Below are 26,734 nucleotides of genomic sequence, written 5' to 3' on the forward strand. Positions count from 1 at the left end.
GACCTCACCTCTTGAATCCAAACCGATCACAAATCCGCACACCGGACAAAATCCCGTTAGTCGCCACCCCCCGCCATGCTTTAAAGTAACGCCCCCAGCCCCGACGTTATCCGAACGCCAGGGGCTTCCCTTTCCAGGAACAGTCATCGATGGAACATCGTGAAGCGCTGCTGGCGCTGCGAACCTTTCTTTCAACGCAGATTCTCGGCCAGGAAAAACTCATCGAGCGCCTGCTCATCGCCCTGCTCGCCGACGGCCACATGCTGGTGGAAGGCGCGCCGGGGTTGGCCAAGACCAAGGCCATCAAGGAGTTGGCCGAAGGTATCGAAGCGCAGTTCCATCGCATCCAGTTCACCCCCGACCTGCTGCCGGCCGACATCACCGGCACGGAAATCTACCGTCCGGAAACCGGCAGCTTCGTGTTCCAGCAGGGGCCGATCTTCCATAACCTGGTGCTGGCGGACGAAATCAACCGGGCCCCGGCCAAGGTCCAGTCGGCCCTGCTCGAAGCCATGGCCGAGCGGCAGGTCAGCGTCGGGCGCAGCACCTATGAGCTGTCGCCGCTGTTCCTGGTCATGGCCACGCAGAACCCGATCGAGCAGGAAGGCACCTACCCGCTGCCGGAGGCGCAGCTCGACCGGTTCCTGATGCACGTCAAGATCGGTTTCCCCGATGCCGCGGTAGAACGGCGCATTCTCCAGCAGGCCCGGGGCGAAGCCCTGCACGGCGAAACCACGCCCGAGCGCCGCGTGAGCCAGCAGGCGATTTTCTCCGCCCGCAAGGAAATCCTCGGGCTGTACATGGCCGATGCCGTGGAGGAATACCTGGTGCAACTGGTCATGGCCACCCGCAACCCGGCCAAGTTCGACCCGGAAATGGCCGAGTGGATCGCCTACGGCGCCAGCCCGCGGGGCTCCATCGCCCTGGACCGCTGCGCCCGAGCCCACGCCTGGCTGGCCGGACGCGATTTCGTCAGCCCCGAGGATATCCAGGCCGTGTTGTTCGACGTGCTGCGCCATCGCATCATTCTCTCGTTCGAAGCCGAAGCCGCGGGCATCGACCAGGACCGGGTCGTGCAGCGGATTCTCGACGTCGTCGCCGTCGCTTGAGCATGAGTCATGAATAGCCCACTGGCGCCCGCACCGGGCATCCGCGTCAGCCTGTCGGAGCTGATCGAGATGCGCCATCGCGTGCGCGAAGTGCAGTTGTTTTCCACGCCTGGCCAACGCAGCCCGCTGATCGGCCTGCACCACTCCAAGCTGCGTGGGCGCGGGGTGGATTTCGACCAGGTGCGGGTCTATCAGGCCGGCGACGACGTGCGCACCATCGACTGGCGCGTGACCGCTCGCACCCAGGAACCCCACACCAAGCTGTTCCACGAAGAGCGGGAGCGGCCGATCTTCATCATGATCGAGCAAAGCCATCGACTGTTCTTCGGCTCGGGGCTGACCTTCAAGTCGGTGCTCGCCGCCCAGGCCGCCAGCCTGTTCGGCTGGGCCGCGCTGGGGCACAACGACCGGGTCGGCGGCCTGGTGTTCGGCAACAATACCCATTACGAGGTCAAGCCCCGGCGCAGCAAACAGAGCCTGCTGCAACTGCTCAACCGCCTGGTGCGGGTCAACCAGTCGCTGCACACCGAGGGCGAGCCGGATCGCGACTCGTTCGGCATCGCCTTGCGTCGGGCCCGGGAAGTGCTGCGCCCCGGCAGCCTGGCGATCGTGATCTGCGACGAACGTGCGCTGTCCGACAGCGCCGAACAGCAACTGAGCCTGCTGTCGCGCCATTGCGATCTGCTGCTGCTGCCGCTGTCCGACCCATTGGATCATGCCCTGCCCGCGGCCGGTCTGTTGCGCTTTGCCCAGCGCGGCGCGCAGCTGGAGCTCGATACGCTCAACGTGGAGCTGCGCCAGGCCTATCGTGCCCAGGCCGAGGCACGCCTGGGGCGCTGGGAAATGCTGGCGCAGAAGCTGCGCATCCTGATGATGCCCCTCAGCACCCAGGGCGACATGGTCGAACAGTTGCGCGAATACCTGAATCCCGGACGACCGGGGAAAAAACGATGAGTAGCCTCGATCAATTGCAGCCACTGATAGCGCCACCGCCTATCGGTTTCTGGCCCCCCGCGCCAGGCTGGTGGCTGCTGCTGGTACTGTTGCCCCTGCTGGGCCTGGGCCTGTGGCAGTTGCGCCGCTTCATCCCGGCCAAGCGCAACACCGACCGCGCCGAGCAGCCCCTGGACCCGGTGCGCCTGGCCGCCCTGGCCGAACTCGCGCAACTGCCCAAGCCCTATGACGGCGCGCCGGCCGGTGCCTGGCTGCAACAGCTCAACGGGCTGCTCAAGCGCCTGTGCCGCAACCACTATCCCTACAGCCAGAGCCATACCCTCAACGGGCGCAAATGGCTGGCCTTCCTGGATAACCGCTGTCCGGCCGCCGGCCTGACCCGCTGGATGGTGCTGGTGGAAGGCGCCTACAAACCCGAATGCAAGCTGGACGACAAAGCCATCGCCGGCCTGACCCAGGCCGTCGAAATCTGGATTCGCAAGCATGTTTGAGTTCGCCTGGCCGTGGATCTTCGCCCTGTTGCCGCTGCCCTGGCTGATGCGCCTGGTGCTGCCGCCGGCCGACAGCGGCGAATCGGTGCTCAAGGTCAGCTTCCTGGAAGACCTCGAAGGCCTTGTCGGTCGTCGCGCCCGGGCCAGCCTGCCGAGCTGGCGCCAGCAGGCGCCCTTCATCCTGCTCTGGCTGCTCCTGCTGATCGCCGCCGCCCGCCCGCAGTGGCTGGGCGAGCCATTGCCGATTGCCGCCAGCGGTCGCGACCTGCTGGTGGCGGTGGATGTCTCCGGGTCCATGGATTTCCCCGACATGCGCTGGCAGGACGAGGAAGTCAGTCGCCTGGCACTGGTCCAGCACATGCTGGGGGACTTTCTCGAAAAACGCGAAGGCGACCGGGTCGGCCTGATCCTGTTCGCAAGCCAGGCCTATCTGCAGGCACCCTTGACCTTTGACCGCCACACCGTCCGGCGCTGGCTCGATGAGGCGCGCATCGGCATCGCCGGCAAGAACACCGCCATCGGCGACGCCATCGGCCTGGCCCTCAAGCGCCTGCGCCAGCGCCCGGCCCACAGCCGCGTGCTGATCCTGGTCACCGACGGTGCCAACAACGGTGGCGAAATCGACCCGTTGACCGCCGCCCGGCTGGCCGCCGACGAGGGCGTGAAAATCTACCCCATCGGCATCGGCGCCGACCCGGAGCAGAGCGGCACGGCGGGCTTTCTCGGCGTCAACCCGAGCCTGGACCTGGACGAACCGGCGCTCAAGGAGATCGCCCAGGCCACGGGTGGTCGGTATTTCCGGGCCCAGGACGGTGGGCAACTGCTCGAGATCAAGACCACCCTCGACCAACTCGAACCGGTGATTCAGCAGCCGACCCAGGCCCGCCCCGCCCAGGCGTTGTACCAGTGGCCCCTGGGCATAGCCTTGCTGCTGAGCATGCTGCTGGTGGTCCGTGAGCGCTGGCCGGACAACCCCTTGCAGCGTCTGTTCACCCAGCCGCTGTTCCAGCCGGCCCAACATGCCGAATGGCGTCAACGGCTCAAGCGCCTGCGCTTGCGGAGGCGCCGATGATCAGCCTGTGGCCGCACTGGTTGCGCCCCGCTTTCGTATTGGTGCTGCCCCTGCTGGGGTGGTTGCTCTGGCAGCTGTGGCATCGGCAGAAACGGGTGGGCCGCTGGCAGATGATCCTGCCGCCGGCCTTCCACGCGGTGTTGCTCAGCGGCGGCAGCGGTCGGGAAAGCCGCTTGCCCTGGATCGCCCTGGGCCTGGGCTGGCTGCTGATGGTCCTGGCGTTGCTCGGCCCCAGCTGGGCACGGGTCGAACAGACCAGCCAGAAGCCCGCCGACCCGCTGGTGGTCGTGCTGGAGCTGACCCCGGAAATGCTCGCCACCGACGTGCCGCCCACTCGCCTGGAGCAGGCCCGGCGCAAGCTGCTGGACCTGCTGCATAACCGCAGCGACGCCCAGACCGCGATAGTCGTCTACGCCGGCAGCGCCCACACCCTGGTGCCGCTGTCGGACGATCTGGCCACCAGCGCCAACCTGCTCGAAGCTCTGGCCCCTTCGATCATGCCGCAAGGGGGGCATCGAGCCGATCTGGCCATCAACAAGGCCATGGCCCTGCTGGACCAGGGCGGGCTCGGCCATGGGCGGATCCTGCTGATCGGTTCGTCCCTGAACGAGCAGGAACGCCAGGGTATCCGCCAGGTCCTGGACGGCTCCGCCACCCGCTTGCTGATGCTGGGCATCGGGACACGCGAAGGCGCGCCGGTGGCCCAGGGCGATGGCAGCTACCTCAAGGATGCACAAGGCGCGATCCTGGTGCCGCGCCTGGACAGCCCCAGCCTCAAGGCCTTCATCAACGAGTTGGACGGCCGTTACCGTCCCGCGCGCCTGGACGACAGCGACCTGCGAGGCCTTGGTTTGCTGGAAGGTCCACGGCATCTGCGCCAGGACGGCCAGACCCTGCGCCTGGACACCTGGGCCGACCAGGGTTACTGGCTGCTCCTGCCGCTGTTGCTGCTGGCCGCCTGTGCCGGACGCCGGGGCTGGCTGTTCTGCCTGCCGCTGCTGTTCGTGCTGCCGCAGACCGGGCATGCCTTCGAATTCGAGGACCTGTGGCTGCGTCCCGACCAGCAGGGCCAGCATCTGCTCAAGCAAAAGCGTCCGGCAGAGGCCGCCGCTCATTTCGAAGACAGCCAGTGGCAAGGCGTCGCCCTCTACGAGGCCGGGCAATACAGCGAAGCCGCCCGGAGCTTTGCCGAGGGCTCCGACGCCCGCGCCCATTACAATCGCGGCAATGCGCTGGCCAGGAGCGGCGAACTGGAAGCCGCGCTGGATGCTTATGAACAAGCCCTGGAACTGCAACCGGACCTGCGCCCCGCCCAGACCAACAAGGCTCTGGTGCAGAGCCTGTTGAAAGAACAGACAGTGCCCCCGGACGAACCCGAGCCTGCCGAGAGCGAGGCATCGAACCCCGCCGAACAATCGCCCGGCGCCGATACGCCGCCCCAGTCTTCACAGGCCCAATCGTCCTCCGCCGAGGCAACGACACCGCCGGAAGAAGCCCAGCCATCGCCGACGGCACCGGACGGCGCCCAGGACGTACCGGGAAGCGAGCTGCCCGACGAACATACCACCACTCCGCCACTGCGCCCCGCCGCCGGACGCAACGAAGAAGAACAGCGCCAGGCACTGGAGCAATGGCTGCGCCAGATTCCGGACAATCCGGGCGAACTGCTGCGACGCAAATTCTGGTATGAACAACAAAGCCACCAGGCCCAGGGAAAAACCCCATGATCCGCTTCACCGCCCAGTTCCTTGTCTTGCTGCTCTGGATCGGCGCGGCCCAGGCCGCGCAGTTGACCGCCAGCGTCGACCGCAGCCGCCTGAACTCCGGGGAAACGGTGGAGCTGACCCTGGAGTCCAACGACGCCACGCTGTTCGGCAAGCCTGACCTGGGGCCGCTCCAGGCGCTGTTCGACGTGCGCGGCACCCGCCAGGTCAACCAACTGACGACCTTGGACGGCGAAAACCGCGCGACCACCCGCTGGATCGTGACGCTACTGCCGCGCCAGAGTGGCACGGTGGTCATTCCTTCCCTGCAACTGGGGGAAGTGAGCAGCCAGCCGATCACCCTGCAAGTGATCGAAAGCGAAACCCGCAACGCCTCCGGCACCCTGGCACCGGTGTTCATCGAAGCCAGCCTCGACCAGAACCGCGTGTACGTGCAGGCCCAGGCGATCCTGACCTTGCGTATCTACCATTCGGTGTCGCTGTACGACGACAGCAGCCTGACGCCCCTGCACATCCCCGATGCCCGCACCGAGCAACTGGGCGAATCGCGCACCTATGAGAAAGTCATCAACGACGTGCGCCATGGCGTGATCGAGCTGCGTTACGGCATCTACCCCCAGCGCAGCGGCGAGCTGACGATACCGGCCCAGACATTCAGCGCGACCCTGGTCGAACCGGTGGCCCAGGGGGCCGCGCCATCGGGCCCCAAGCCCGGCCAGTTGATGCGGGTCAGCTCGACCCAACTGTCGTTGACCGTCGACCCCAAGCCCGCCAGCTACCCCCCCGACGTACCGTGGCTACCGGCCCGCAGCCTTTCCCTGAGCGAGAGCTGGAGTCCGGAACCGACCCACAGCCAGGTAGGCGATTCCCTGACCCGCAGCCTGACCCTCGAAGCCGAGGGCCTGGCCAGTTCCCAGTTGCCACCGCTGCCCGCCACGGAAATCAATGGCCTGCGCCGCTATCCCGACCAGCCGGTGCTCAGCAGCCGCAGCAGCGAACGGGGGCTGGTGGGCAGCCGCGAAGACCGCGAGGCGCTGGTGCCCAACCGCAGCGGCACCATCGAACTGCCGCCGGTGGAAGTGGTCTGGTGGAACACCCTGGAAAACCACCTGGATCGCACCAGCCTTCCGGCGCGGACCCTGCAGGTGGCGAACAACCCCAGCCTGATGGTGGATACGCCGGCGGGCACGCCACAGGTGGTGACCACCGTCGACAGCGAAACCCTGTGGTACTGGCAGTTGAGCACTTTGCTCCTGGCCTGCACCACCCTGCTCGGCTTCGGCCTGTGGTGGCGGGCCCGTTCGCAGCCGGCGGTGCTTCGCGCCACCCAGGCCGGGCCGAGCCCTCGCACCCTGCTGGACGACCTCAAGCGCACCTGCCTGGCCAACGACCCCCACGCCACCCGCCAGGCCCTGGACGCCTGGGCCCGGCAGCAGCCGGAAACCCTGGCCGACATGGCGGCGCGCTTCGTGCCGCTGTCCGATGCCCTCGACGGCCTCAATGGTGCGCTCTACAGCGAAACCGGCCAGCACTGGCAAGGCGAAGACCTGTGGCGCGCCATCCGCGCCATCCCGCCCACCGAAAACGCGCAAGATTCGGCTGGCGATACAGGGTTGCCGCCGTTGTACCCTAAATAGCTCACGCATCCATACAGAGCAATCAAGCCAGGCACAGCACCTGTGGCGAGGGGATAAATCCCCTCGCCACGCAATTGGCTCCCGATTCGATCGGTACATCCAACGAAGTTGAGCAGGTCCTGCTTCCCATTTCCCAGTAAACTCTGCTTCTTTTAGCCGCCCTTCTCTTCACCGCGGCCATCACCTGTTTTCTGGAGTTTGCCTTGCGTCTGTTCCACACCTCCGATTGGCACCTGGGGCAAAACCTGCACGGCCAGGAACGCGATTTCGAACACGCGTGTTTCCTTGAATGGCTGCTGCGCCAGCTGGCCTGCGACAAACCCGACGTGCTGCTGATCGCCGGCGACATCTTCGACACCGTGAATCCGCCGGTCAAAGCCCAGGAACGGCTGTACGACTTCATCGTCAGTGCCCATGAGCAAAATGCCAACCTGACCATCGTGATGATCGCCGGCAACCATGATTCCGGCTCGCGGATCGAGTTGCCCGCGCCCTTGATGCGGCGGCTGCGTACCCATGCCCTGGGCCGGGTGCTGTGGCTGGACGATGGACAGCTGGACGTCGAGCGCCTGCTGCTGCCCCTGCCCGACGCCAAGGGCAAGATCAAGGCGTGGTGCCTGGCCCTGCCCTTCCTGCGGCCTGCGGAAGTCACCGGAGCGCAGCTGGGGGACGATTACCTGCGGGGCATTGGCCAGGTCCATGAATGGCTGATCGCGGCCGCCAACGCCAAGCGCAAGAAAGGCCAGGCGCTGATTGCCGTCAGCCATGCGCACATGGCCGGCGGTTCGGTGTCCGAAGACTCGGAACGCAGCCTGATCATCGGCAACGCCGAAGCCCTGCCCGCCAGCCTGTTCGGTCCCAGCATCAGCTACGTCGCCCTCGGCCATCTGCACAAGCCCCAGAAGGTCAATGGCGAAGAGCGCATCCGCTACAGCGGCTCGCCGATCCCGCTGTCGTTTTCCGAGATCGGCTACTCGCATCAGATCCTCGACATCACCCTGGATGGCGAAACCCTGGTCAAGGTCGAGCCGAGGCTGATCCCCCGCGCCGTCAACCTGCAACGCCTGGGCCCGGCTCCCCTGGCCGAGATCCTGGTACAGCTCAAGGACCTGCCTGACATCGACCTGTTGGCCGACATCCAGCGCCAGCCCTGGCTGGAGGTGCGGGTTCGTCTCGACGAACCTCAGCCGGACCTGCGCCAGCAGGTGGAAACCGCGCTGCAAGGCAAGGCCGTGCGACTGGTGCGGATCGCCGCCGAGTACGCCGGCAGCGCAGGAGCCGGGCGTATCGACGACGCGGCGCTGATCGAGCTGGATCAACTCAGCCCCCAGGAACTGTTCAGCCGCGCCTGGCAGGACACCTACGGCAACGAAGTGGATGAACAGACCCTCGAGGATTTTGCCCTGCTGTTGCAAGACGTGCAGACGCAGGAGGAGCAAGCATGAAGATCCTCGCGATCCGCCTGAAGAACCTCGCGTCCCTGGCCGGGCCCTTCGACATCGATTTCACCACCGAGCCCCTGGCCAGCGCCGGCCTGTTCGCCATCACCGGCCCCACGGGCGCCGGCAAGAGTACCCTGCTCGACGCCCTGTGCCTGGCGCTGTTCGGTACCGTGCCGCGCCTCAGCCACACCGGCCGTGATGCCAAGGTGCCGGACGCCGACGGTGAAGTCGCCACCGGCGATCCGCGCACGCTGTTGCGTCGCGGCACCGGCGACGGCTATGCCGAAGTGGATTTCCGCGGCATCGACGGGCGTCGCTACCGCGCCCGCTGGGAAGCCAACCGCGCCCGGGAAAAAGCCGGCGGCAAACTGCAAGCCAGTCGCCAGAGCCTGCGGGACCTGGACAACGATCAACTGCTGGCGAGCCAGAAAGGCGAATACAAGACCCAGCTCGAAGCGGCCCTGGGCCTGAACTTCGAACAGTTTACCCGCGCCGTGTTGCTGGCCCAGAGCGAGTTCAGTGCGTTCCTCAAGGCCGATGACAACGAACGCAGCGAGCTGCTGGAAAAGCTCACCGACACCGCGCTCTATACCCGCCTCGGCCGTCGTGCCTTCGACAAGGCCAAGCAGGCCAAGGAATCCCACAGGCAGCTGCAGGACCAGGCCAGCGGCGTCACCCCCCTGGCGCCGCAGGCCCGGGCCGAGCTGGATGAGCGTTTCAACCTGGCCCAGCAGCAGCTCAGGCTCCAGCAGGCGCAACTCAAGCAACTGGAGCAGCAGCACACCTGGCTCAAGGACCTGCACCAGTTGCAGGACGAACACGCCAGCGCCGCCGAACAGCTGCAACAGGCCCAGGCCGAATGGACCGCCCTGGCCGACGAACGCCTGAAGCTGACCCGCCTGGAACACCTGGCGCCCCAGCGGCATCAGTTTGTCCGTCAGGCCGAACTGACTCGACAACTGGCGCCCCTGGCGACACAGATCCAGCGACTCAGCGAGCGACAGATCGAGCTGAACGAACAACGGGCGGAACTGGAAAAAGGCCTGGAGGCGGCGCAACTGGCGCTGGTCGCGGCTCGACAGCAGAGCACCGACAACACACTGTCGTTGCGCCAGGCGTTCGATGAACAGAGCACCCTTGCCCGTCTCGCCACCGAGGTCAATCAGGCTGCCGAACGCCAGCAACACGCCCAGCAGGCCTGCATCGAAGGCCAGCGCACCATCGAGACCCTGCAACAACAGCAACGGCAGGTAGCCGAACGCCTGCAGCGCATCGCCATCGAGCTGGAGCAGAGCGGCCACCTTGCGCCTCTCAGCGACGCCTGGAATGCCTATCGCGATCGCCTTCAGCAACTGATGCTTATCGGCAATCGCCTGAACCAGGGCCAGGCCGAACTCGCCACCCTGGAACACAGCGCCGCCCGTGCCGCCGAGGACCTGGCGGCACGTCGGCGGGATCTGGAAGTGCTCTACAAGGAAGCCGGCGCCGAGCCCGAAGCGGTGGCCGAACAGATCCAGTTGCTCGGCACCCTGCTGCAGGACAATCGCAAGCAACAGCGTGCCTTCGAGGAGCTGACGCGCCTGTGGGCGCTCCAGCAAGACCTGGACAAACGCGCAGCCGAACTGGAACAACGCCAGCAGCAGGCGTTGCAGGAGCGTGACCGGTTGGTGCGCGAAGGCAGCGAAGCCAAGGCCGAGCTGGGGGTGGCCGAGCAGACCCTGACTGTCACCCGCCAACTGCTGGAGCGCCAGCGCCTGGCCCGAAGCGAGAGCGTCGAGCAATTGCGCGCGCAACTCCAGGACGACCAGCCCTGTCCGGTATGTGGCAGCGTCGAGCATCCTTATCATCAGCCCGAAGCCCTGCTGCAAAGCCTCGGGCGCCACGACGAAAGCGAAGAAGCCAACGCCCGCCAGGCCGTCGAGCGGCTCAATGAGAAAGTCATCGACCTGCGGACCCGCTACAGCGGCGTCATCGCCCAGCTCAAGGAACTCAGGCAGCAGCAGGAACAGCTGGCCGACCAGCAACAGGCGCTGAACCCCACCCTGCAAGCCCATCCACTGGCCACGCAACTGTCGGCCCAGGACGCCCCCCGGCGCGACGCCTGGCTCGCCCAGCAGAACAGCCAGCTGAACCTGCGCATCACCCAGGACGAAGAACGCCAGGCCGCCCTGCTGACCCTGCAACAGGACGCCGCGCGCCTGGCTCAACACCTGCGAGCCGCCGAAACCGCCAGCCAGCAGGCCACGCAGCACCTGGAGCACCAGCGACAGGAGCTGACCCGTGATCGCCAGCGCCTGGATGAGGAACTGAGCCACTTCAGCGCGTTGTTGCCCGCCGACACCCTGCAAGCCCTGCGCACCGAGCCCGCCGCGACGTTCATGCAGCTCGACCAGCAGATCGCCCGGCGCCTGGAGCAGTTGGAACAGCAGCGCGACGAACTGGGCGAACAGCTCCAGCGCCAGCAGGCCCTGGAGAAGGAACAGGACCGTCAGCAGACCCGGGCCCAGCAGCTGGAAGCGGCACAGCAACAACTCCAGGCCCTGACCGGACAGCAGCAGGCCTGCCAGCAGGCACTCAAGCAATTGCTGGGGGAACACGCCAGCGCCGAGCAGTGGCAACAAAGGCTCGAGCAGGCCCTGGAGCAGGCTCGTAGCGCCGAGGCGGCGGCCAGTCAGCAGCTGCATGAACGGCGCAACGAACTGGTGCAACTGGCCGCCGAGCTCAAGGCCCGGCAGGAACAGACCCAGGCCCTGGACGCAGAACTTCAGTCGCTGGCCGCTGGCATCGGCCAATGGCGCGCCTCCCATCCGGAACTGGACGACGCAGCCCTGCAGGCCCTGCTCGAACTGGACGAACAACATGTCGGCCCGTTACGCCAGCGATTGCTCCATGGCGAGAAGGCCGTCGAACAGGCCCGGGTACGGCTGGCCGAACGCGAGCAGCGCCTGCACAACCATCAGGCCCAGCACAACGGCAATCCATCGCCCGAGGCCCTGAGCGACGCCCTCGCCGAGCTGCAGACGCAGTTGGCCGCCAGCGAGCAGCAATGCGCCGAGCTACGCGCCGAACAGGCGCAGGACCAGCGCCGGCAGGACGCCAACCAGGCCCTCGCCCTGCAGATCGACCAGGCCTATGCCGAATATCAGCGCTGGGCACGCCTGGATGCCCTGATCGGCTCGGCCACCGGCGACCGCTTCCGCAAACTGGCCCAGGCCTACAACCTGGACCTGCTGGTGCACCACGCCAATGTCCAACTGCGGCAACTGGCACGCCGCTACCGGCTCAAACGCGGCGGCAGCATGCTCGGGCTGCTGGTGCTGGATACGGAAATGGGCGATGAACTGCGCTCGGTGCATTCCTTGTCCGGTGGTGAAACTTTCCTGGTCTCACTGGCGTTGGCACTGGGGCTGGCCTCCATGGCCTCCAGCACGCTGAGAATCGAGTCACTGTTCATCGATGAAGGGTTTGGCAGCCTCGATCCTGAATCCCTGCAGTTGGCGATGGATGCGCTGGACGGCCTGCAAGCCCAGGGCCGCAAGGTCGCGGTGATCTCCCATGTGCAGGAAATGCATGAGCGGATCCCGGTGCAGATCCAGGTTCGCCGCCAGGGCAACGGCTTAAGCACCGTGGAGGTAAAATGAGCCGCCCCACGCTCTATTCGTTTCGACGCTGCCCTTATGCGATGCGAGCGCGCATGGCCTTGCGCTACAGCGCTGTCGAACTGGACATCGTCGAGGTCAGCCTGAAGGCCAAGCCCGCCGAGATGCTCGCCCTTTCCAGCAAAGGCACGGTGCCGGTGCTGCAGGTCGATGGCCGGGTGATCGATGAAAGCCTTGAGATCATGAACTGGGCCCTGGCCCGGCACGACCCGCAAGATTGGAGGCTACGGGACGATGCCGACGGCCAGGGGTTGACCGCGGCGTTGATCGAGGAAAACGACCAGGTGTTCAAGCTGCACTTGAATCGCTACAAATACCCCGAACGCTACCCCGAATACCCGAAGGAGTATTACCGCAGCGAAGGTGAAGACTTTCTGCGCCGCCTGGAGGCACTGCTTGCAACCCGGCCATTCCTGGCGGCGCAGCACCAGAGCCTGGCGGACGTGGCAGTGTTGCCCTTCGTGCGCCAGTTCGCCCATGTGGATCGCCAATGGTTCGCCCAGGCGCCCTACCCGAACCTGCAGCGCTGGTTGCAGCGGCTGCTCGATTCCGAGCTGTTCGTGGCCATCATGGCCAAATAGCCAACTGCCCTGTCAGTCGTGCAGGAAACTCAGTAGTCGCTCCCGAGCGGCTTCCAGCTCGCCGGGGACCGGTTGGGCCGCGGAAACAATCGGGGTGGAATAGAGGAAAAGCAGCATTACTGCCAGACGCATTGCCATGGTGTCGATCCTTGTCCGCTAAGGAGTCAATTTGTCAGCGTCAAATTTAAACACATGGCCATATGATATTACAGCGGGAATTTCGCAAACGAATGAAGCCTGCGATCTTTTCTCTTCCTCAAAGATGAAAAGATCGCAGGCTTCAGGGGTGATGCGGTATTTCAGTGTTGGCTCTTGTGGTCCAGTGCGGCGTAGAAATTGGCGCTCTGTTGCAGGTATTTCTCGGTGTAGGTCTGGGTGCGATTCGTCTTGTTGCTGATCTCGACGCTGGCGCTGGCAGGCAGTGCCACGGTGGCAGAGATGGCGGAAGCGGCGATCACGGAGAAAAGATTCAGGTTCATGGCGGTATCCTCGGATTCAGTTGGCTGACTTGCCCGGTTGGGCCGTGAAGCAAACTTACGCGCCGAGGCGTCTGGTCTTGAAATGCTTTGCAACACTAACCGATATCAATCGTCTTGATACAACGGCGCAGCCCCCGTAACACGGGGGCTGCGGTCTATTGACGCAGCATGAATTTCAAATCGCTCGGTGCATCCATCGCCACCTTCTGCACGGTTTTACCCAGCAGGCCGGTCTTTGGATCACGCTCCAGCACCACGATCTGGTTGCTCTTCTGATTGGCGACCAGCAGGAATCTACCGCTCGGGTCGAGGCTGAACTCCCGTGGATGGTCGCCTTCCACGGAGCGCCGCTGCAGCTCCTTGAGCGTGCCGGCCGCCGGGTCGATGGCGAACACCAGCAACTCGTTGGTGGTGCCGCGATTGCTGACGTACAGGAACTTGCCGTCCCTGGATGCATGCAGCGCCGCGGCGGCCTTCGCTGGCTGAGGCTTGCCGGCGGCCAGGTCCACCAGTTGACGCTGGGTCAGGCGCCCGTCCTGGTAGTCGAACACGGCCACTTGCGCGGACATTTCCATCGTCAGCCAGGCGTGCTTGCCATCACCGCTGAACAGCAGATGACGCGGCCCGCTGCCGGGCGGCAGCTGCACGAACGCCGGGTCGGCGGCAGTCAGGGGCAACTCGGGGTTGGCCTTGGGGTCGTAGCGGTAGACGAACACCTTGTCCGCCCCCAAGTCATTGGCGAACACATACTTGCCGTCAGGCGAAGACACCGCCGCGTGCACATGGGCCGACATCTGCCGCTCGGGGTTGACCCGGCTCGGCTGATGGCTGCTCAACTGCACGACGGGCGACAGCTTGCCGTCCGCCCCCACCGGCAATACCGCCAGGCTGCCGCCCGGATCTTCCACCACCGAATAATTGCTGACCAGCAGGTGCCGGCCATCGCCGCTGAGGCTGGAATGGGTCGGCTCGTTGCCCAGGGACTGCACCTGGTTGATCAGGCTCAGCGCATGGCTGTCCGGGTCGATGGCGTAGCTGCTGACCTTGCCCACCGGATCCTTCTGGCCCGGCCCGTTTTCGTTGACCACGAACAGGCGGGTCATGTCGGCCGAAAGGGTCAGCCAGGAAGGGTTGTCTGTCTTGACCACCTGCAGGGGCTTGGCATCGAGCTGGCCGGTGCGGCTGTCGAACTGCAACCGATAGATGCCCTGGCTCTGGCCCGCGGTGTAGGAACCCACCAGCAACGAGTGGCGCTCATCGGTACTCGCCTGGACGCCCATGGCGCCAACACTGCTAGCCATCAGCAATGGCCAGAGACTACGCATCTTCATATTCGTCATCCTCGTCGTCGTGGCCGCTGGTGGCTTGCACGCACTCCAGATGGTGATCGCCCGAGTCGCTGCTGATGATCCAGTGCTTCGAGGCGTGATCGAAGGTCGCGGCCCGCATTTGCGTCGCGGTGAAACGCCAATGCTCGAGCGTGCGACCGTTCATGCACTCGACGTGCAGCTGGTCCTGCTCATCGAGGAAAAAATCGAACGCGTGCAGCCCATCGATGATCAGCATGTCGCATTTATCGAGGGCTTGCAGCAGGGGGGCGGTTACGGCAGTCATGGTGATCAGTCGGTCGTTGGGAAAGCAGCCATGATAACCCAATGTGTCAGTGGACCTTGGGCCATCACTTCAAAAGCAATGTCGACCGGACAATGGCCCGCGCGAGCAAGCTCGCTCCCACACCGGATCTTTTGTGAACACAGGATGTGTATTCACTGGAATCCTGATGGTGGGAGCGAGCTAGCTCGCGATGGCAGCCGTCCATCAAACCTCAATGCAACTGCCCCACCACACTCCTCAGAGCGCCTCGCGCCCCGGCACGCCATCCACCAGCCGCAGGATCCCCAGCGGGTTGGCATTCTTCAGCGGCTCCGGCAACAGGCTGTCAGGGTAGTTCTGGAAGCACACCGGGCGCAGGAAACGATCGATCGCCAAGGTGCCCACCGAGGTACCCCGGGCATCGGACGTCGCCGGGTAAGGCCCGCCGTGGACCATCGAATCACACACCTCGACACCGGTCGGATAACCATTGAGCAAGATGCGACCGACCTTCTGTTCCAGCAACGGCGTCAATTCGCTGAACCGTTCGAAATCCGCCGGCTCGCCGATCATCGTGGCGGTCAGTTGACCGTGCAGGCCGTTCAGCGCAGCGCTGAGCTGCGCCTGGTCGGCCACTTCGACGAACACGGTGGTGGGCCCGAACACTTCTTCCTGCAACGCCTCGTCACCGTCGATCAACAGGCGGGCATCCGCCTTGAACAACTGCGGCTGGGCCTGGTTGCCCTGCTGTTCGCGCCCGGCCAGGTGTTCGATGCCCGGATGAGCCAGCAACTTCTGCAAGCCCTTGCCATAGCTCTGCAAGGTGCCGGCATTGAGCATGGTTTGCGGCGCCTGGTCGCCGATCAAGGCGGCCACCTGCTGGGTGAACGCCGTGAATTGCGGCGAGCGGATACCGATCACCAGGCCGGGATTGGTGCAGAACTGACCGCAGCCCATCACCACCGAGGCGGTCAGGTCGCGGGCGATGCTCTCGGCGCGGCTTTCAAGGGCCTGTGGCAGGACGATCACCGGGTTGATGCTCGACATCTCGGCGAACACCGGTATCGGCTGGGGCCGCGCGGCCGCCATGTCGCACAGGGCACGCCCGCCCCTGAGGGAACCGGTGAAGCCCACGGCCTGGATCGCCGGGTGCTTGACCAACCACTCACCGACACCACCACCGTAGATCATGTTGAACACACCGGCCGGCATCGCGGTTTTTTCCGCCGCGCGGATGATTGCATCGGCCACGTGCTCAGCCGTCGCCATGTGACCACTGTGGGCCTTGAACACCACCGGGCAACCGGCGGCCAGAGCCGACGCGGTATCACCACCGGCCGTGGAAAATGCCAGGGGGAAGTTGCTGGCGCCGAACACCGCCACCGGCCCCAGGCCGATGCGGTACTGACGCAGGTCCGGACGTGGCAACGGCGTGCGTTCAGGCAAGGCGCGGTCGATACGCGCACCGTAGAAATCGCCGCGGCGCAGGACCTTGGCGAACAGGCGCATCTGGCCGCTGGTGCGACCGCGCTCGCCCTGGATCCGCGCCGCCGGCAACGCGGTTTCACGGCAGACCACGGCCACGAACTCATCGCCCAGGGCATCCAGTTCATCGGCGATGGCTTCGAGGAACTCGGCCCGGCGCACCGCGCTCAGGCTGCGATAGGCCGGATAAGCCGCAGCCGCGGCCTTGGCGGCGGCGTCGACTTCTTCTGCCGTGGCCTGGATGAAGTCATGGGGCAACGCCTCGCCGGTGCTGGCGTCGACGCTTTGCAGGCGAGTCTGGCCGGCCGCGCTACGCGCACCGCCGATGTAGTTGTGGCCAAGGATCTGGTTCATCGCAAGTCTCCTTTCAAAGTGTGCCGATAGTACCCGGGTTGAACACCGCGTCCACCGGGGCGATCCCGTTGACCAGCGGCGCGCCGAACTCAGCCTGGCTGATTTCGAACACATCCCCCGGCTGGGTGCGGATGCCGTCGGCGAACGACAGGGTCGCGGTGCCGAAGAAATGTACGTGCACGTCCCCCGGGCGAAGGAACTGACTGTACTTGAAGTGATGGAACTCCAGGTTTTCGAGGCTGTGGCACATGTTGGCCTCGCCGCTGAGGAATTCGTTCTGCCACAGCACTTCGCCGTTGCGCAGGATACGACTGGTCCCGGACAGATGTTGAGGCAGTTCTCCCAGACGAAGTTCCGGGCCAAAACTGCAACCGCGCAATTTCGAGTGGGCCAGGTACAGGTAATTCTTGCGCTCCATGACGTGGTCGGAGAACTCGTTGCCCACGGCGAAGCCCAGGCGATAAGGCTTGCCGTCGTGGCCGATGACATACAGCCCGCTGATTTCCGGCTCCTCGCCAGCGTCTTCAGCGAACGGTGGCAGCGGGAACGGGTGGCCCGGACGGACCACGATGCTGCCGTCGCCCTTGTAGAACCATTCCGGTTGCACGCCGGCCTGGCCCGCGGCGGGCTTGCCCCCCTCCACGCCCCACTTGAAGATGCGCATGGTGTCGGTCATGGCTGATTCGTCGCCGGCCTGCTGATGCATCTTGTCCCGCGCCGAGGCGCTGCCCAGGTGGGTCAGGCCGGTCCCGCTGACCAGCAGGTGCGCCGGATCCGGATGATCCAGCGGCGGCAGGATGCGCAGCTCAGCGAGCAATTGCGCGTAGTCATGGCTGGCGCCCAGGCCCAGGCTGTCCACCTGCCGCTCGAGCTTCACACCCGCCTCGATGGCCGCCAAGGCCAGGTCGCGCACCGTGCTGGCGCCCTGCACTTCCCGCACCCGGTCGCCCTCGACCACACCGACACGGCGTTCGCCATTACTCAATTCGAACTGAACTAAACGCATATCTTTCTCCTTGTAAGCAAAACTTGAATTCGGTGCAGTCCCCCCTGTGGGAGCGAGCTGGCTCGCTCCCACAGTCAAGTGCAGTGGTCTAGGTACGCGTCGCCCCCCGGGCGCTGGCCGCGAACTGATCGGCCGGCAGTACATGCTTGCGCTCCAGCAACCGATACACCACGCCGGTCAACACCAGGCCGAACACCATCACGCAGGACAGGAAGTACAGCCCCGATGCCAGGTTGCCGGTGTATTGCTTCAGCGCGCCGATCACGAACGGCCCGATATAGCCTCCCAGGTTGCCCACCGAGTTGATCAGCGCGATGCCCGCTGCCGCACTGGCGCCGGCAAAGAAACGCCCCGGCAGGGTCCAGAACACCGCCGTGCAGGAGAACAGCGCGAACGCCACCAGGCACAGCGCCGCCAGTTGCAGCACCGGCACCGACAGCCAGGCACTGAGGAACAGGCCGAGGGCCCCCAGCACATAAAGCACGGCCAGATGACCGTAACGATCGTTCAGGCGATCAGAACTGCGGGGGATGATCAGCAAGCCGACGATGCCGAAGATGTATGGCACCGATGACACGAAACCGGTCACCAGGTCGCTGCCGCCAAACTGCTTGATCAGGGTCGGCAGCCACAGGCCCAGGCCGTAGATGCTCAGGGTCACCGGCAGGTAGAACAACGCCAGCAGCAGGACACGCTTATCCTTCAAGGCGTGCAGCGGGTTGCCGTGACGGGTCTGGCCATACTCCTGCAAGTCCTTCTTCAGCTCACCGGTCAGCCAGTCCTTTTCGGCCTGGTCCATCCATTTCACTTGTTGCGGGCCATCAGGCAGGTAGCGCAGCACCGGCCAGGTCAGCAGCACCGCCGGCAGGCCGATGACGATGAACAACCACTGCCAGCCGTGCAGGCCGAGGATGCCATCCATGCCCAGCAAACCACCGGATACAGGACCGGTGATCATCATCGCGATGGGCTGGGAAAGAATGAACAGGCCCAGGATCTTGCCGCGATGGCGCACCGGGAACCACTGGGTGATGTAGTACAGCACGCCGGGGAAGAAACCGGCTTCGGCCGCTCCCAGCAGGAAGCGCATCACATAGAAGCTGTAGGGGCCCTGCACGAAGGCCATGCCGATGGTGATGGCGCCCCAGGTGATCATGATCCGGGCGAACCAGCGCCGGGCACCGAAGCGTTCCAGCATCAGGTTGCTGGGGATTTCCAGCAGGAAATAGCCGATGAAGAACAACCCCGCCCCCAGACCATAGGCCGCGTCGCCGATGCCGATGTCGGCGCCCATGTGCAGCTTGGCGAAGCCCACCGCAGAGCGGTCCACGTAGGCGATCAGGTACAGCAGGATCAGGAAGGGAATCAGTTTCAGCGTGATGCGGCGGATAAGCCGCAGTTCCTGGCTCATGGGTCCGGTCTCCGATTGTTGTTGTTATGGAACCTCGGGGGATTTCTCTCGCGCATGGCGCCAGGACAATCCCTCCGTTGAATTGGACTATATAGTAATACTATTTACCCAACAACACTTCCAAACCTGACAAATTGAGCTTATGTTACGCGCAAGCTGGAACAATATAGTCATACAATAAGAGAATCGATCATGTCTGATAAGAAACCCTCCCTGCGCTCGGCCCAATGGTTTGGCACCGCCGACAAGAACGGCTTCATGTACCGCAGCTGGATGAAAAATCAGGGCATCGCCGACCATCAGTTCCACGGCAAGCCGATCATCGGCATCTGCAATACCTGGTCGGAGCTGACGCCGTGCAACGCGCACTTCCGGCAGATCGCCGACCACGTCAAGCGCGGCGTGATCGAGGCCGGGGGCTTCCCGGTGGAATTCCCGGTGTTCTCCAACGGTGAATCGAACCTGCGCCCCACCGCCATGCTGACCCGCAACCTGGCGAGCATGGACGTGGAAGAGGCGATTCGCGGCAACCCGATCGACGGCGTGGTGCTGCTCACCGGTTGCGACAAGACCACCCCGGCCTTGCTGATGGGGGCCGCCAGCTGTGACGTACCGGCCATCGTCGTCACCGGCGGGCCGATGCTCAATGGCAAGCACAAGGGCCAGGACATCGGTTCGGGCACCGTGGTCTGGCAATTGAGCGAGCAGGTCAAGGCCGGCACCATCACCCTCGACGACTTCCTTGCGGCCGAGGGCGGCATGTCCCGCTCGGCCGGCACCTGCAACACCATGGGCACCGCCTCGACCATGGCCTGCATGGCCGAGGCCCTCGGCACCTCCCTGCCCCACAACGCCGCGATTCCGGCCGTGGATGCACGGCGCTATGTGCTGGCCCATATGTCCGGCATGCGTGCCGTGGAAATGGTCCGCGAAGACCTCAGGCTCTCGAAGATCCTGACCAAGGAAGCGTTCGAGAACGCCATCCGGGTCAACGCCGCCATTGGCGGTTCCACCAACGCGGTGATCCACCTCAAGGCCATCGCCGGGCGCATCGGCGTGCAACTGGACCTGGACGACTGGACTCGCATCGGTCGCGGCATGCCCACCATCGTCGACCTGCAACCCTCCGGACGCTTCCTGATGGAAGAGTTCTACTACGCCGGCGGCCTGCCGGCGGTGCTGCGCCGTCTCGGCGAGGCCAACCTGATTCCCAACCCGGACGCCCTGACAGTCAATGGCAAGAGCATCGGCGAGAACACCAAGGACGCGCCGATCTACGGCCAGGATGAAGTCATCCGCACCCTGGACAACCCGATCCGCGCCGACGGCGGCATCTGCGTGCTGCGCGGCAACCTGGCGCCACTGGGCGCGGTGCTCAAGCCTTCCGCGGCGACCCCCGAACTGATGCAGCATCGCGGCCGCGCGGTGGTGTTCGAGAACTTCGATGAATACAAGGCCCGGATCAATGACCCGGAACTGGACGTGGATGCCGATTCGATCCTGGTGATGAAGAACTGCGGGCCCAAGGGTTATCCGGGCATGGCCGAAGTGGGCAACATGGGCTTGCCGGCCAAACTGCTGGCCCAGGGCGTGACCGACATGGTGCGCATTTCCGACGCGCGCATGAGCGGCACCGCCTACGGCACCGTGGTGCTGCACGTGGCACCGGAAGCCGCGGCCGGCGGGCCATTGGCGGCGGTGAAGGAAGGTGACTGGATCGAACTCGATTGCGCCAGCGGCCGTCTGCATCTGGACATCCCGGACGCCGAACTCGCCGCCCGCCTGGCCGACATCGCCCCACCGCAGCAATTGCTGGTAGGCGGCTACCGCCAGTTGTACATCGACCACGTGTTGCAGGCCGACCAGGGTTGTGACTTCGACTTCCTGGTGGGTTGCCGCGGCGCCGAAGTACCACGCCACTCCCACTGACCCCTGCCATACCCCTGTGGGAGCGAGCAAGCTCGCTCCCACAGTAGGCCGGCGTCAGCATTGAAGGCACTAGCGACCCGCCATCGCCGCGCCTGCTATCATGCGCAGCATCTCTTCGTACAGGAACGCATCGCGTCCCATGGATTACCGTAAACCCTCCGACCGCAAAAGCATGCACGCCCGCATCGTCCAGGAACTGGGGATGCAGATCGTCTCCGGGCGCTTCAAGCCCGACGACAAATTGCCCGCCGAAGCGCTGCTCTGCGAAGAATATGCCGTCAGCCGTCCGGTCCTGCGCGAAGCCACCCGTGTGCTGGTCGCCAAGGGCCTGGTGTATTCGCGTCCCCGTGTCGGCACGGTGGTCAAGCCGCGCCGGGAATGGCACATGCTTGACCCCGATGTGCTGCATTGGCTGATGAAGAGCAGTCCGCAGAATGAATTCTTCAACGTGCTGACCAGCGTGCGCAGCATCATCGAACCGGCCGCTGCGGCCCTGGCCGCGCAGTTCGCCACACAGGCCGATATTGCCGCGATCCGCGAGGCCTACCAGCGCATGGAAGCGGCGCCGACGCCCGAAGCCATGCTGCAACCGGACCTGGACTTTCACAGCCTGATCGCCGACGCCACCCACAACGACCTGCTGGCCAACCTGTGCAACATGTTGTCGGTGGCCATCGCCGAAGCGCTCAAGCACTCCAACCAACGGCCCAACCTGCATGAACTGGCGATGCCACGGCACAAGGCGATCCTCACCGCCATCGAGAACCGCGACGCCCTCGGCGCACGCCATGCCACCCTGGTGCAACTGGACGATGCCCGCAGCGCGCTGAACGTGGTGCTGGGCACCGATCCGGCCTGATATCTCCCGCCAGGCCCATCAGGGCCTGACATAAACGTCATCCTTCCCGGTGGTATCTATATACCGCCCGCACGGGCCCCAGAGGTCGATACTTTTCCAGGCGTCATTCCAACGACCCCATGAAAAGGACTTCCCATGACCCTGCCCTCACCGGCCACCACCCCTTCTGCGCTTGCGCAAAGCGTCAGCCTGCAATTTGCCAGTCGCCCCACCTTCGAGCAGTACGCACAACGCATGCTCGAGCAGGCCATCCAGGAAAAATACCCCACACTGGCCTTCGACCTCTCCAGGACCCGGTTGGCAACACCCGATACGGCCTCCCGCGGCTACCTGCTTGAACCCTTCATGCCCCGCGTCCTCGATTACCTGGCGCTTGGCACCCCCATTGAGTTCAAGGATCTCAAGGGGCGTCGCAGTTTCCTGTCCGACGCACCACCGCGGCTCCTTGCGCCAGACGATGGCAAGCTGGACATGAAGGTCATCGAAAAGCTGCTGCTCGAACTGCCCTGGCGTGTGCCGATCGGGCTGGAGGATGCGTTGACGCGTTACTGGAACGCCAACATCGACAGCAGCCCGCAGGTCGACAGGCAGGACGGCACCAGCCGCTGGCAGTGGCTCAGTGATGTGCTCAAGAACCTGCTGCACATCCGCAGCCTGCAGCAGCAAGACCTTGGCGGGCAAGCTCGGCAAGCCCTCGACCAGGTTGTCCGATGGCCGGACCGTGAACAACGCCTGCGGCACCATGCAAAGGCTGCCGTCCATGCCTACAGCCTGGAGACCCGGCTCACTCGGGACGGCTCCCACAGCGTATTGACCGGCAGCGAGGTCCTGCTGATCCACTGCGTGAAGAACGCGACGGTCTTGCTGCTTTGCAGTGCTGGAGGCGCTGTCCAGGCCTTCGACTCCCTGGAGGCTTTTACGCGTCATTGGGGCACCGTGATTGCCAGCCGCTACGTCGTGGACACCGTGACCTGCCAGCGCAACGAGATCGGTGGCAACGTTTTCGAAACCCAGTCGGCCATGATCCTGGAACAACAGCTGGCCGACCTGGACGCCGTGCAACTGCCCTCGCGCATTGGCCTGCCCGACCTCAAGACGCTCTATAACGAGCTGAGCGACCCCGCCCGCTACCTGCTCGACGCCCCGCGCCCGATGCCCGAAACGTCGGCATGGATCGCCCCCCTGATTCCGGACTGGCTGAAACAGGCGTCGGTCCTCGACAGGACGAAAATCCAGCAATACAGCCTGGCATTGGCCAGTGCCAAGAAACGCAACCAGGGGCGCACCTTTCTCAGCGACATCCAGGACATCAAGGCCTTCGCCGCCGATGCCCTGCTCGGCGCCTTGCAAAAGGCCAACGACCGCAGCCCGGCCAAGGCCCAGGCCAGCCAATACCAGCCCGACGATGTGCGACTGACTTTCAGCGCAGCGGCGGGTTACCCGGGAACCATCGGCATCGTCGAAAAACGAACCATCAGCCTGACCGAACTGGCGATCGCCAATCTCGTCGCCCGGCCCGGCGTGGACCCGGTCCTCAGCCATCGTAAGGGCCTGGCATTGCCGGTATGGCTGACAGCCGATTTCATCACCCGCAAGGGCGGGCTGATCGAACAGGTGGACATCGGCACGACCTACCCGCGCTACTTGCAGCAAAAGCTGCTGGACGATGTGTCACAAGCCCACGAGCGTCAGCGGATATTCGCCGAACAGATCCCCGCCCAACTGCCCCTGGATGCCCTCAAGCAGATCCTCAACCACGAAAACGGCATGACCCGCCAAGGCCTGGCCCTGCTCGAAGCCCTGCTCAACCCCGAGGCCGATGAGCAACGAGTCAGCGGCGCTCCCGTGGTCATCCGCCACCTGGCCTTCCTGCGCAAGCCTGAAGCCCATCCCGATACCGTGGCGAACATGTTCATCATCGAGCCGGAAGACATCGCCACTGGCCCGCATGTGCTGTATCGCCCCCTTTATACGCCGTCGCTGCTGCAATACCCGACGCGACAGGCATTGCTGCAGGCCATCGTCGAGCCCGGTGACCTGCACCAGAGCGTACTGACCTGGATGTCCGACGCCGCTCGCGTGATCTATGCCAACGGCGGTTTCCAGGAACCCCATATCGTGCGTTTCTACCAGGGCGATGAGTTCAGCCTTCCCCAGAAGCCGGCGCCGGCGACCCTGGCGGTCGACAGCGTCAACGACGAGCTGCGGCAGTTCCTGCGCAACGGCGAACTGATGCAGTATCTCTACGGCAGCAATGCGCGGGCCCTGGTCACCCAGGCGGACCGGGACTCGGTTTCCAACAGCGAAAGCCGCTGGGCCGTTCTGCTGCACGGTGGCAGCCTGCTGTTCAACACCTTGCTGTTGCCCCTGTTGCGCGGCCCGGCCATGGCCACCGCCTGGCTATGGAACCTGATGGCCAGCGCCAACCAGGACATCCCGGCCCTGGCCAGCGAAGACTCGGTGACGCGGGAGCTCGCCGCCGTCGACCTGCTGCTCAACCTCGGCATGCTGCTCGTCCAGTTCCCCTCCATCAGTGCGCCCCCTCGCCCCCCCTTGCCCGAGGCGCTCAAGGAACAGGCGATGCGTCCTCCGGCGCCGCGCATCGTCCCGGAGCAATGGCCCGCCCCCGCACCGCCGAGCATCCATGAGGGCCCCGTGGCCTTGCCAGGGGAACGCTTGGGAAACAGCGGCGCGAACCTTGACCTGAGTTTCGCCAGCGCAAGCCGTCGCCTGACGACCGGGCAGCTCGCCCGCCTGCAACGTTTTCAGGTAAGCCAACCGGCGTCCATGCCAGAGCCGACAAAATATGGCCCCTACACGGGCCTGTACGTCATCCGCAACACCTGGCACGCCCTGGTGGATGGAAAAATGTATCAGGTGACCCCTGAATCGGACGGCAGCGCGATCATCGTCAACCCCCTGGCCCCACGGGATCCGGCCCAGAATGGCCCAGTGTTGCAATCCGATACCCGCGGCAACTGGTCCATCGACCTGCGCCTGCGCCTGCGTGGGGGCATGCCGCCCAAGCGCCTGGCCAAACTGCGGGACATCAAGGCCCAACGCGCGGCCGAGCTGAGTGAGCTGCTGAAGAGTTACTACAAGGACGAGGCTGATCGGCAACGCGCCCTGGACACCGCCCAGGAAGTCATGACGAGGGCCCAGGAAGGCAACTTTACCGAGGCGCAACGCGCGGACAAGCGGGCGCGGTTCTACAAGCTCCTTGAGGAGCAGACTGACACCTATCTGAAGCTGCTGGACAACGTCACCGAATATGCCAGCCACGATATGCAATTGCCCTCCGGCATCATTCGGGCGTTGATGGAGAACGTGGTCAACAACGCCCGCAAGGGCTTCCTGATCAACGAGTTCGAGCTGACGGCGCTGGAGGCCGCCTATGGCCAATTCACGCACGATTATTCGACCCTGCAAGCGAATGTCGCTGGCAACCTTCTCGACTATTTCAACTACCTTGACGCCTTGAGTGACATTAACGATCGCTCGATCTATTGGCTGGAACTCAGGGATCGCTATCTGGAAGCGCTGTTGAACCAGGGTGCCGCCGGCGCGCAAGTGTTCGAACGCTTGACCCGGGACCGTCCATTGGGTGAACGAACGGCATTGGCCACCAAGGCCCTGCAACTGCCTACGCTGGCGGCACTGATATTCAAGGATCCCGACTCCAATCTTCCCGAGAACCTGCACAGCGTCACCCAGCTGTTGATGGAACAGGCGCGCTCCCAGTCCGACCTGAGCACCTACGAGCTGATCCCATCGGAACAGATCGAGGTCCTGGAAAGCCTGGTCGAACACTATGGCGCGGCACTCGATGCCATGCAGGGTATGAAAGCCCTCAATGTCGCTGACATGGACACGTCCTATTTCGGCAGGCTGTTCAGGCTGGTCGAGGGCCTTTATGAAGAGGCGTCCACGAAGCTGGCCGCCGAAATCAAGCCCGAGCCGCAGCCCCGCAGGCGCCCGCCGAAACGCAGCAGGACAGCTGCCGGACGTCCGCAGAAAAAGGTGATCAAGACGCGCAAGAGCGGCGTGTTGATCGGTGACTTGAAGCCGGCCGGCACATCACTGCCGATCGAGGTCGTCGAGCTGCGCTCTGAAGTCGACGACAGGTTGCTCGCCACCTACTCGCGACACGACGACATCTGGGACATCGTCGAAGTCCAACGACCGACCCCGGCACCCCGCACACGCTCGGTCAAAGCGATCAAGGCCGATGCACGAAAACTGCTCGGGCAACTGGACAACAGTCTGGCGAACGCCGAGCGCTATAAAACCCAGTGCCGCTTCCCTCAGGAAATCGAAGAAATCCTGAGCAATGAGGCAAGTCGCTACCGCAAGCTGGCCGAAGAACTCGAACGAGCCTTCACCGCCTCGAAAACCCCGCGCACCGCAGCCGATCAGACACTGACCGGGCAACTGTCAGACGCCGTTTCGCGCCTGACCACCCGGGGCAGCGATCTGCGCACCGAATTGAGCCTGAAACTGCCGCCCACCGACAGCAACCTTCGCTACCTGTTCGAGAAAGACCTGGTGCAAGTCGCAAGGCTCGGCGAACGCAAAGCCTTGAAAGGCGAGCGCAAGGATTTTCTCCAGGAATACGCCATCAATGACCGGGACGGCTGGCCCCTCTGGTATGCGCACTTTCATTACGAAACGGCGGAAACGCCAAAAGCTGACTTCAGCGTGGCGCATCTGAAAACCAAGGAGCAGCGCAAGGAGCATTACCATTCAATGCTGGCCAAGGCGAAAAGCCCTTACGCGGTGGTGAATGTGCATCGAGGACAGATCGGCAGGCCGCTGGCGCAGAGCAGGTTCTTGCCGTTGGCGCCTTGATTACCTGAGACGGCGGTGACCGCGGCGAGGGGATTTATCCCCTCGCCACGGATTCACTCCAGGGCCTTTGAGTGGATCAAGGTTGCACCTTTGCCGTTTCA

At 64.4% G+C, this 26,734-nt stretch carries 19 protein-coding genes; 12 read left to right on the plus strand and 7 right to left on the minus strand.

Going from position 1 to position 26,734, the window contains the following annotated elements; all coding sequences use genetic code 11:
* Positions 1 to 149: 149 nt before the first annotated feature.
* From BW992_RS22380 to BW992_RS22420, 9 genes are all read left to right on the plus strand, one after another.
* Complete coding sequence (locus tag BW992_RS22380; RefSeq protein WP_072398924.1) at positions 150 to 1,109, plus strand: AAA family ATPase; 960 nt, start codon at positions 150 to 152, stop codon at positions 1,107 to 1,109.
* Positions 1,110 to 1,118: 9 nt separating this feature from the next.
* Positions 1,119 to 2,063 carry a DUF58 domain-containing protein gene (locus BW992_RS22385; RefSeq protein ID WP_072398923.1) on the plus strand — a complete coding sequence of 315 codons (945 nt, stop codon included), beginning with the start codon at positions 1,119 to 1,121 and terminating at the stop codon, positions 2,061 to 2,063.
* Complete coding sequence (locus BW992_RS22390; RefSeq protein WP_072398922.1) at positions 2,060 to 2,554, plus strand: DUF4381 domain-containing protein; 495 nt, start codon at positions 2,060 to 2,062, stop codon at positions 2,552 to 2,554. The genes BW992_RS22385 and BW992_RS22390 overlap by 4 nt, the downstream gene beginning before the upstream one ends.
* On the plus strand, positions 2,547 to 3,626 hold the full coding sequence (locus tag BW992_RS22395; protein WP_072430541.1) for a vWA domain-containing protein: 1,080 nt from the start codon (positions 2,547 to 2,549) through the stop codon (positions 3,624 to 3,626). The genes BW992_RS22390 and BW992_RS22395 overlap by 8 nt, the downstream gene beginning before the upstream one ends.
* On the plus strand, positions 3,623 to 5,353 hold the full coding sequence (locus BW992_RS22400) for a tetratricopeptide repeat protein (protein WP_076407125.1): 1,731 nt from the start codon (positions 3,623 to 3,625) through the stop codon (positions 5,351 to 5,353). The genes BW992_RS22395 and BW992_RS22400 overlap by 4 nt, the downstream gene beginning before the upstream one ends.
* The gene (locus tag BW992_RS22405) at positions 5,350 to 6,987 is read left to right on the plus strand and encodes a BatD family protein (protein WP_072398919.1); all 1,638 of its coding nucleotides are present in this window, start codon (positions 5,350 to 5,352) and stop codon (positions 6,985 to 6,987) included. Before BW992_RS22400 ends, BW992_RS22405 begins: the two co-directional genes overlap by 4 nt.
* Positions 6,988 to 7,190: 203 nt before the next feature.
* Positions 7,191 to 8,432, plus strand: coding sequence for an exonuclease SbcCD subunit D C-terminal domain-containing protein (locus BW992_RS22410; RefSeq protein WP_072398918.1), 1,242 nt, complete (start codon positions 7,191 to 7,193; stop codon positions 8,430 to 8,432).
* Complete coding sequence (locus BW992_RS22415) at positions 8,429 to 12,070, plus strand: AAA family ATPase (RefSeq protein WP_072459545.1); 3,642 nt, start codon at positions 8,429 to 8,431, stop codon at positions 12,068 to 12,070. The genes BW992_RS22410 and BW992_RS22415 overlap by 4 nt, the downstream gene beginning before the upstream one ends.
* Positions 12,067 to 12,669: a glutathione S-transferase gene (locus BW992_RS22420; protein WP_072398916.1), complete on the plus strand. Its 603-nt coding sequence runs from the start codon at positions 12,067 to 12,069 to the stop codon at positions 12,667 to 12,669. The genes BW992_RS22415 and BW992_RS22420 overlap by 4 nt, the downstream gene beginning before the upstream one ends.
* A gap of 12 nt (positions 12,670 to 12,681) precedes the next feature.
* Here BW992_RS22420 and BW992_RS27370 read toward each other — a convergent pair whose 3' ends face one another.
* The 7 genes from BW992_RS27370 to BW992_RS22450 all read right to left on the minus strand — a co-directional run bounded on the left by BW992_RS27370 (position 12,682) and on the right by BW992_RS22450 (position 18,997).
* The gene (locus BW992_RS27370) at positions 12,682 to 12,807 is read right to left on the minus strand and encodes a hypothetical protein (protein ID WP_256327602.1); all 126 of its coding nucleotides are present in this window, start codon (positions 12,805 to 12,807) and stop codon (positions 12,682 to 12,684) included.
* A 161-nt stretch (positions 12,808 to 12,968) separates the two neighbouring features.
* The gene (locus tag BW992_RS22425; RefSeq protein ID WP_072459544.1) at positions 12,969 to 13,148 is read right to left on the minus strand and encodes a hypothetical protein; all 180 of its coding nucleotides are present in this window, start codon (positions 13,146 to 13,148) and stop codon (positions 12,969 to 12,971) included.
* 155 nt (positions 13,149 to 13,303) lie between these two features.
* Complete coding sequence (locus BW992_RS22430; RefSeq protein ID WP_072398914.1) at positions 13,304 to 14,479, minus strand: lactonase family protein; 1,176 nt, start codon at positions 14,477 to 14,479, stop codon at positions 13,304 to 13,306.
* Complete coding sequence (locus BW992_RS22435; protein ID WP_072398948.1) at positions 14,466 to 14,762, minus strand: DUF5629 family protein; 297 nt, start codon at positions 14,760 to 14,762, stop codon at positions 14,466 to 14,468. The genes BW992_RS22430 and BW992_RS22435 overlap by 14 nt, the downstream gene beginning before the upstream one ends.
* A 237-nt stretch (positions 14,763 to 14,999) precedes the next feature.
* Positions 15,000 to 16,580, minus strand: a complete 1,581-nt coding sequence (locus BW992_RS22440; protein ID WP_076407126.1) for an aldehyde dehydrogenase (NADP(+)) — start codon at positions 16,578 to 16,580, stop codon at positions 15,000 to 15,002.
* 13 nt (positions 16,581 to 16,593) lie between these two features.
* A complete protein-coding gene (araD1, locus tag BW992_RS22445) occupies positions 16,594 to 17,586 on the minus strand; it encodes an AraD1 family protein (protein WP_076407127.1) in 993 nt (330 codons plus the stop codon).
* 88 nt (positions 17,587 to 17,674) lie between these two features.
* On the minus strand, positions 17,675 to 18,997 hold the full coding sequence (locus tag BW992_RS22450) for an MFS transporter (RefSeq protein WP_072398911.1): 1,323 nt from the start codon (positions 18,995 to 18,997) through the stop codon (positions 17,675 to 17,677).
* 192 nt (positions 18,998 to 19,189) lie between these two features.
* On the opposite strand from BW992_RS22450, the gene BW992_RS22455 reads away from it, so the two are divergent.
* The 3 genes from BW992_RS22455 to BW992_RS22465 all read left to right on the plus strand — a co-directional run bounded on the left by BW992_RS22455 (position 19,190) and on the right by BW992_RS22465 (position 26,633).
* Positions 19,190 to 20,926 (plus strand): IlvD/Edd family dehydratase, encoded by a 1,737-nt coding sequence (locus BW992_RS22455; RefSeq protein ID WP_072398910.1) that lies wholly within the window; start codon positions 19,190 to 19,192, stop codon positions 20,924 to 20,926.
* Between the two features lie 139 nt (positions 20,927 to 21,065).
* Positions 21,066 to 21,785: a FadR/GntR family transcriptional regulator gene (locus BW992_RS22460; protein ID WP_072398909.1), complete on the plus strand. Its 720-nt coding sequence runs from the start codon at positions 21,066 to 21,068 to the stop codon at positions 21,783 to 21,785.
* Between the two features lie 135 nt (positions 21,786 to 21,920).
* Entirely contained in the window at positions 21,921 to 26,633 is a 4,713-nt protein-coding gene (locus BW992_RS22465; protein WP_076407128.1) for a dermonecrotic toxin domain-containing protein, read from the plus strand.
* Positions 26,634 to 26,734 lie beyond the last annotated feature (101 nt).

This window comes from Pseudomonas sp. 7SR1, assembly GCF_900156465.1.
Classification (GTDB): Bacteria; Pseudomonadota; Gammaproteobacteria; order Pseudomonadales; family Pseudomonadaceae; genus Aquipseudomonas.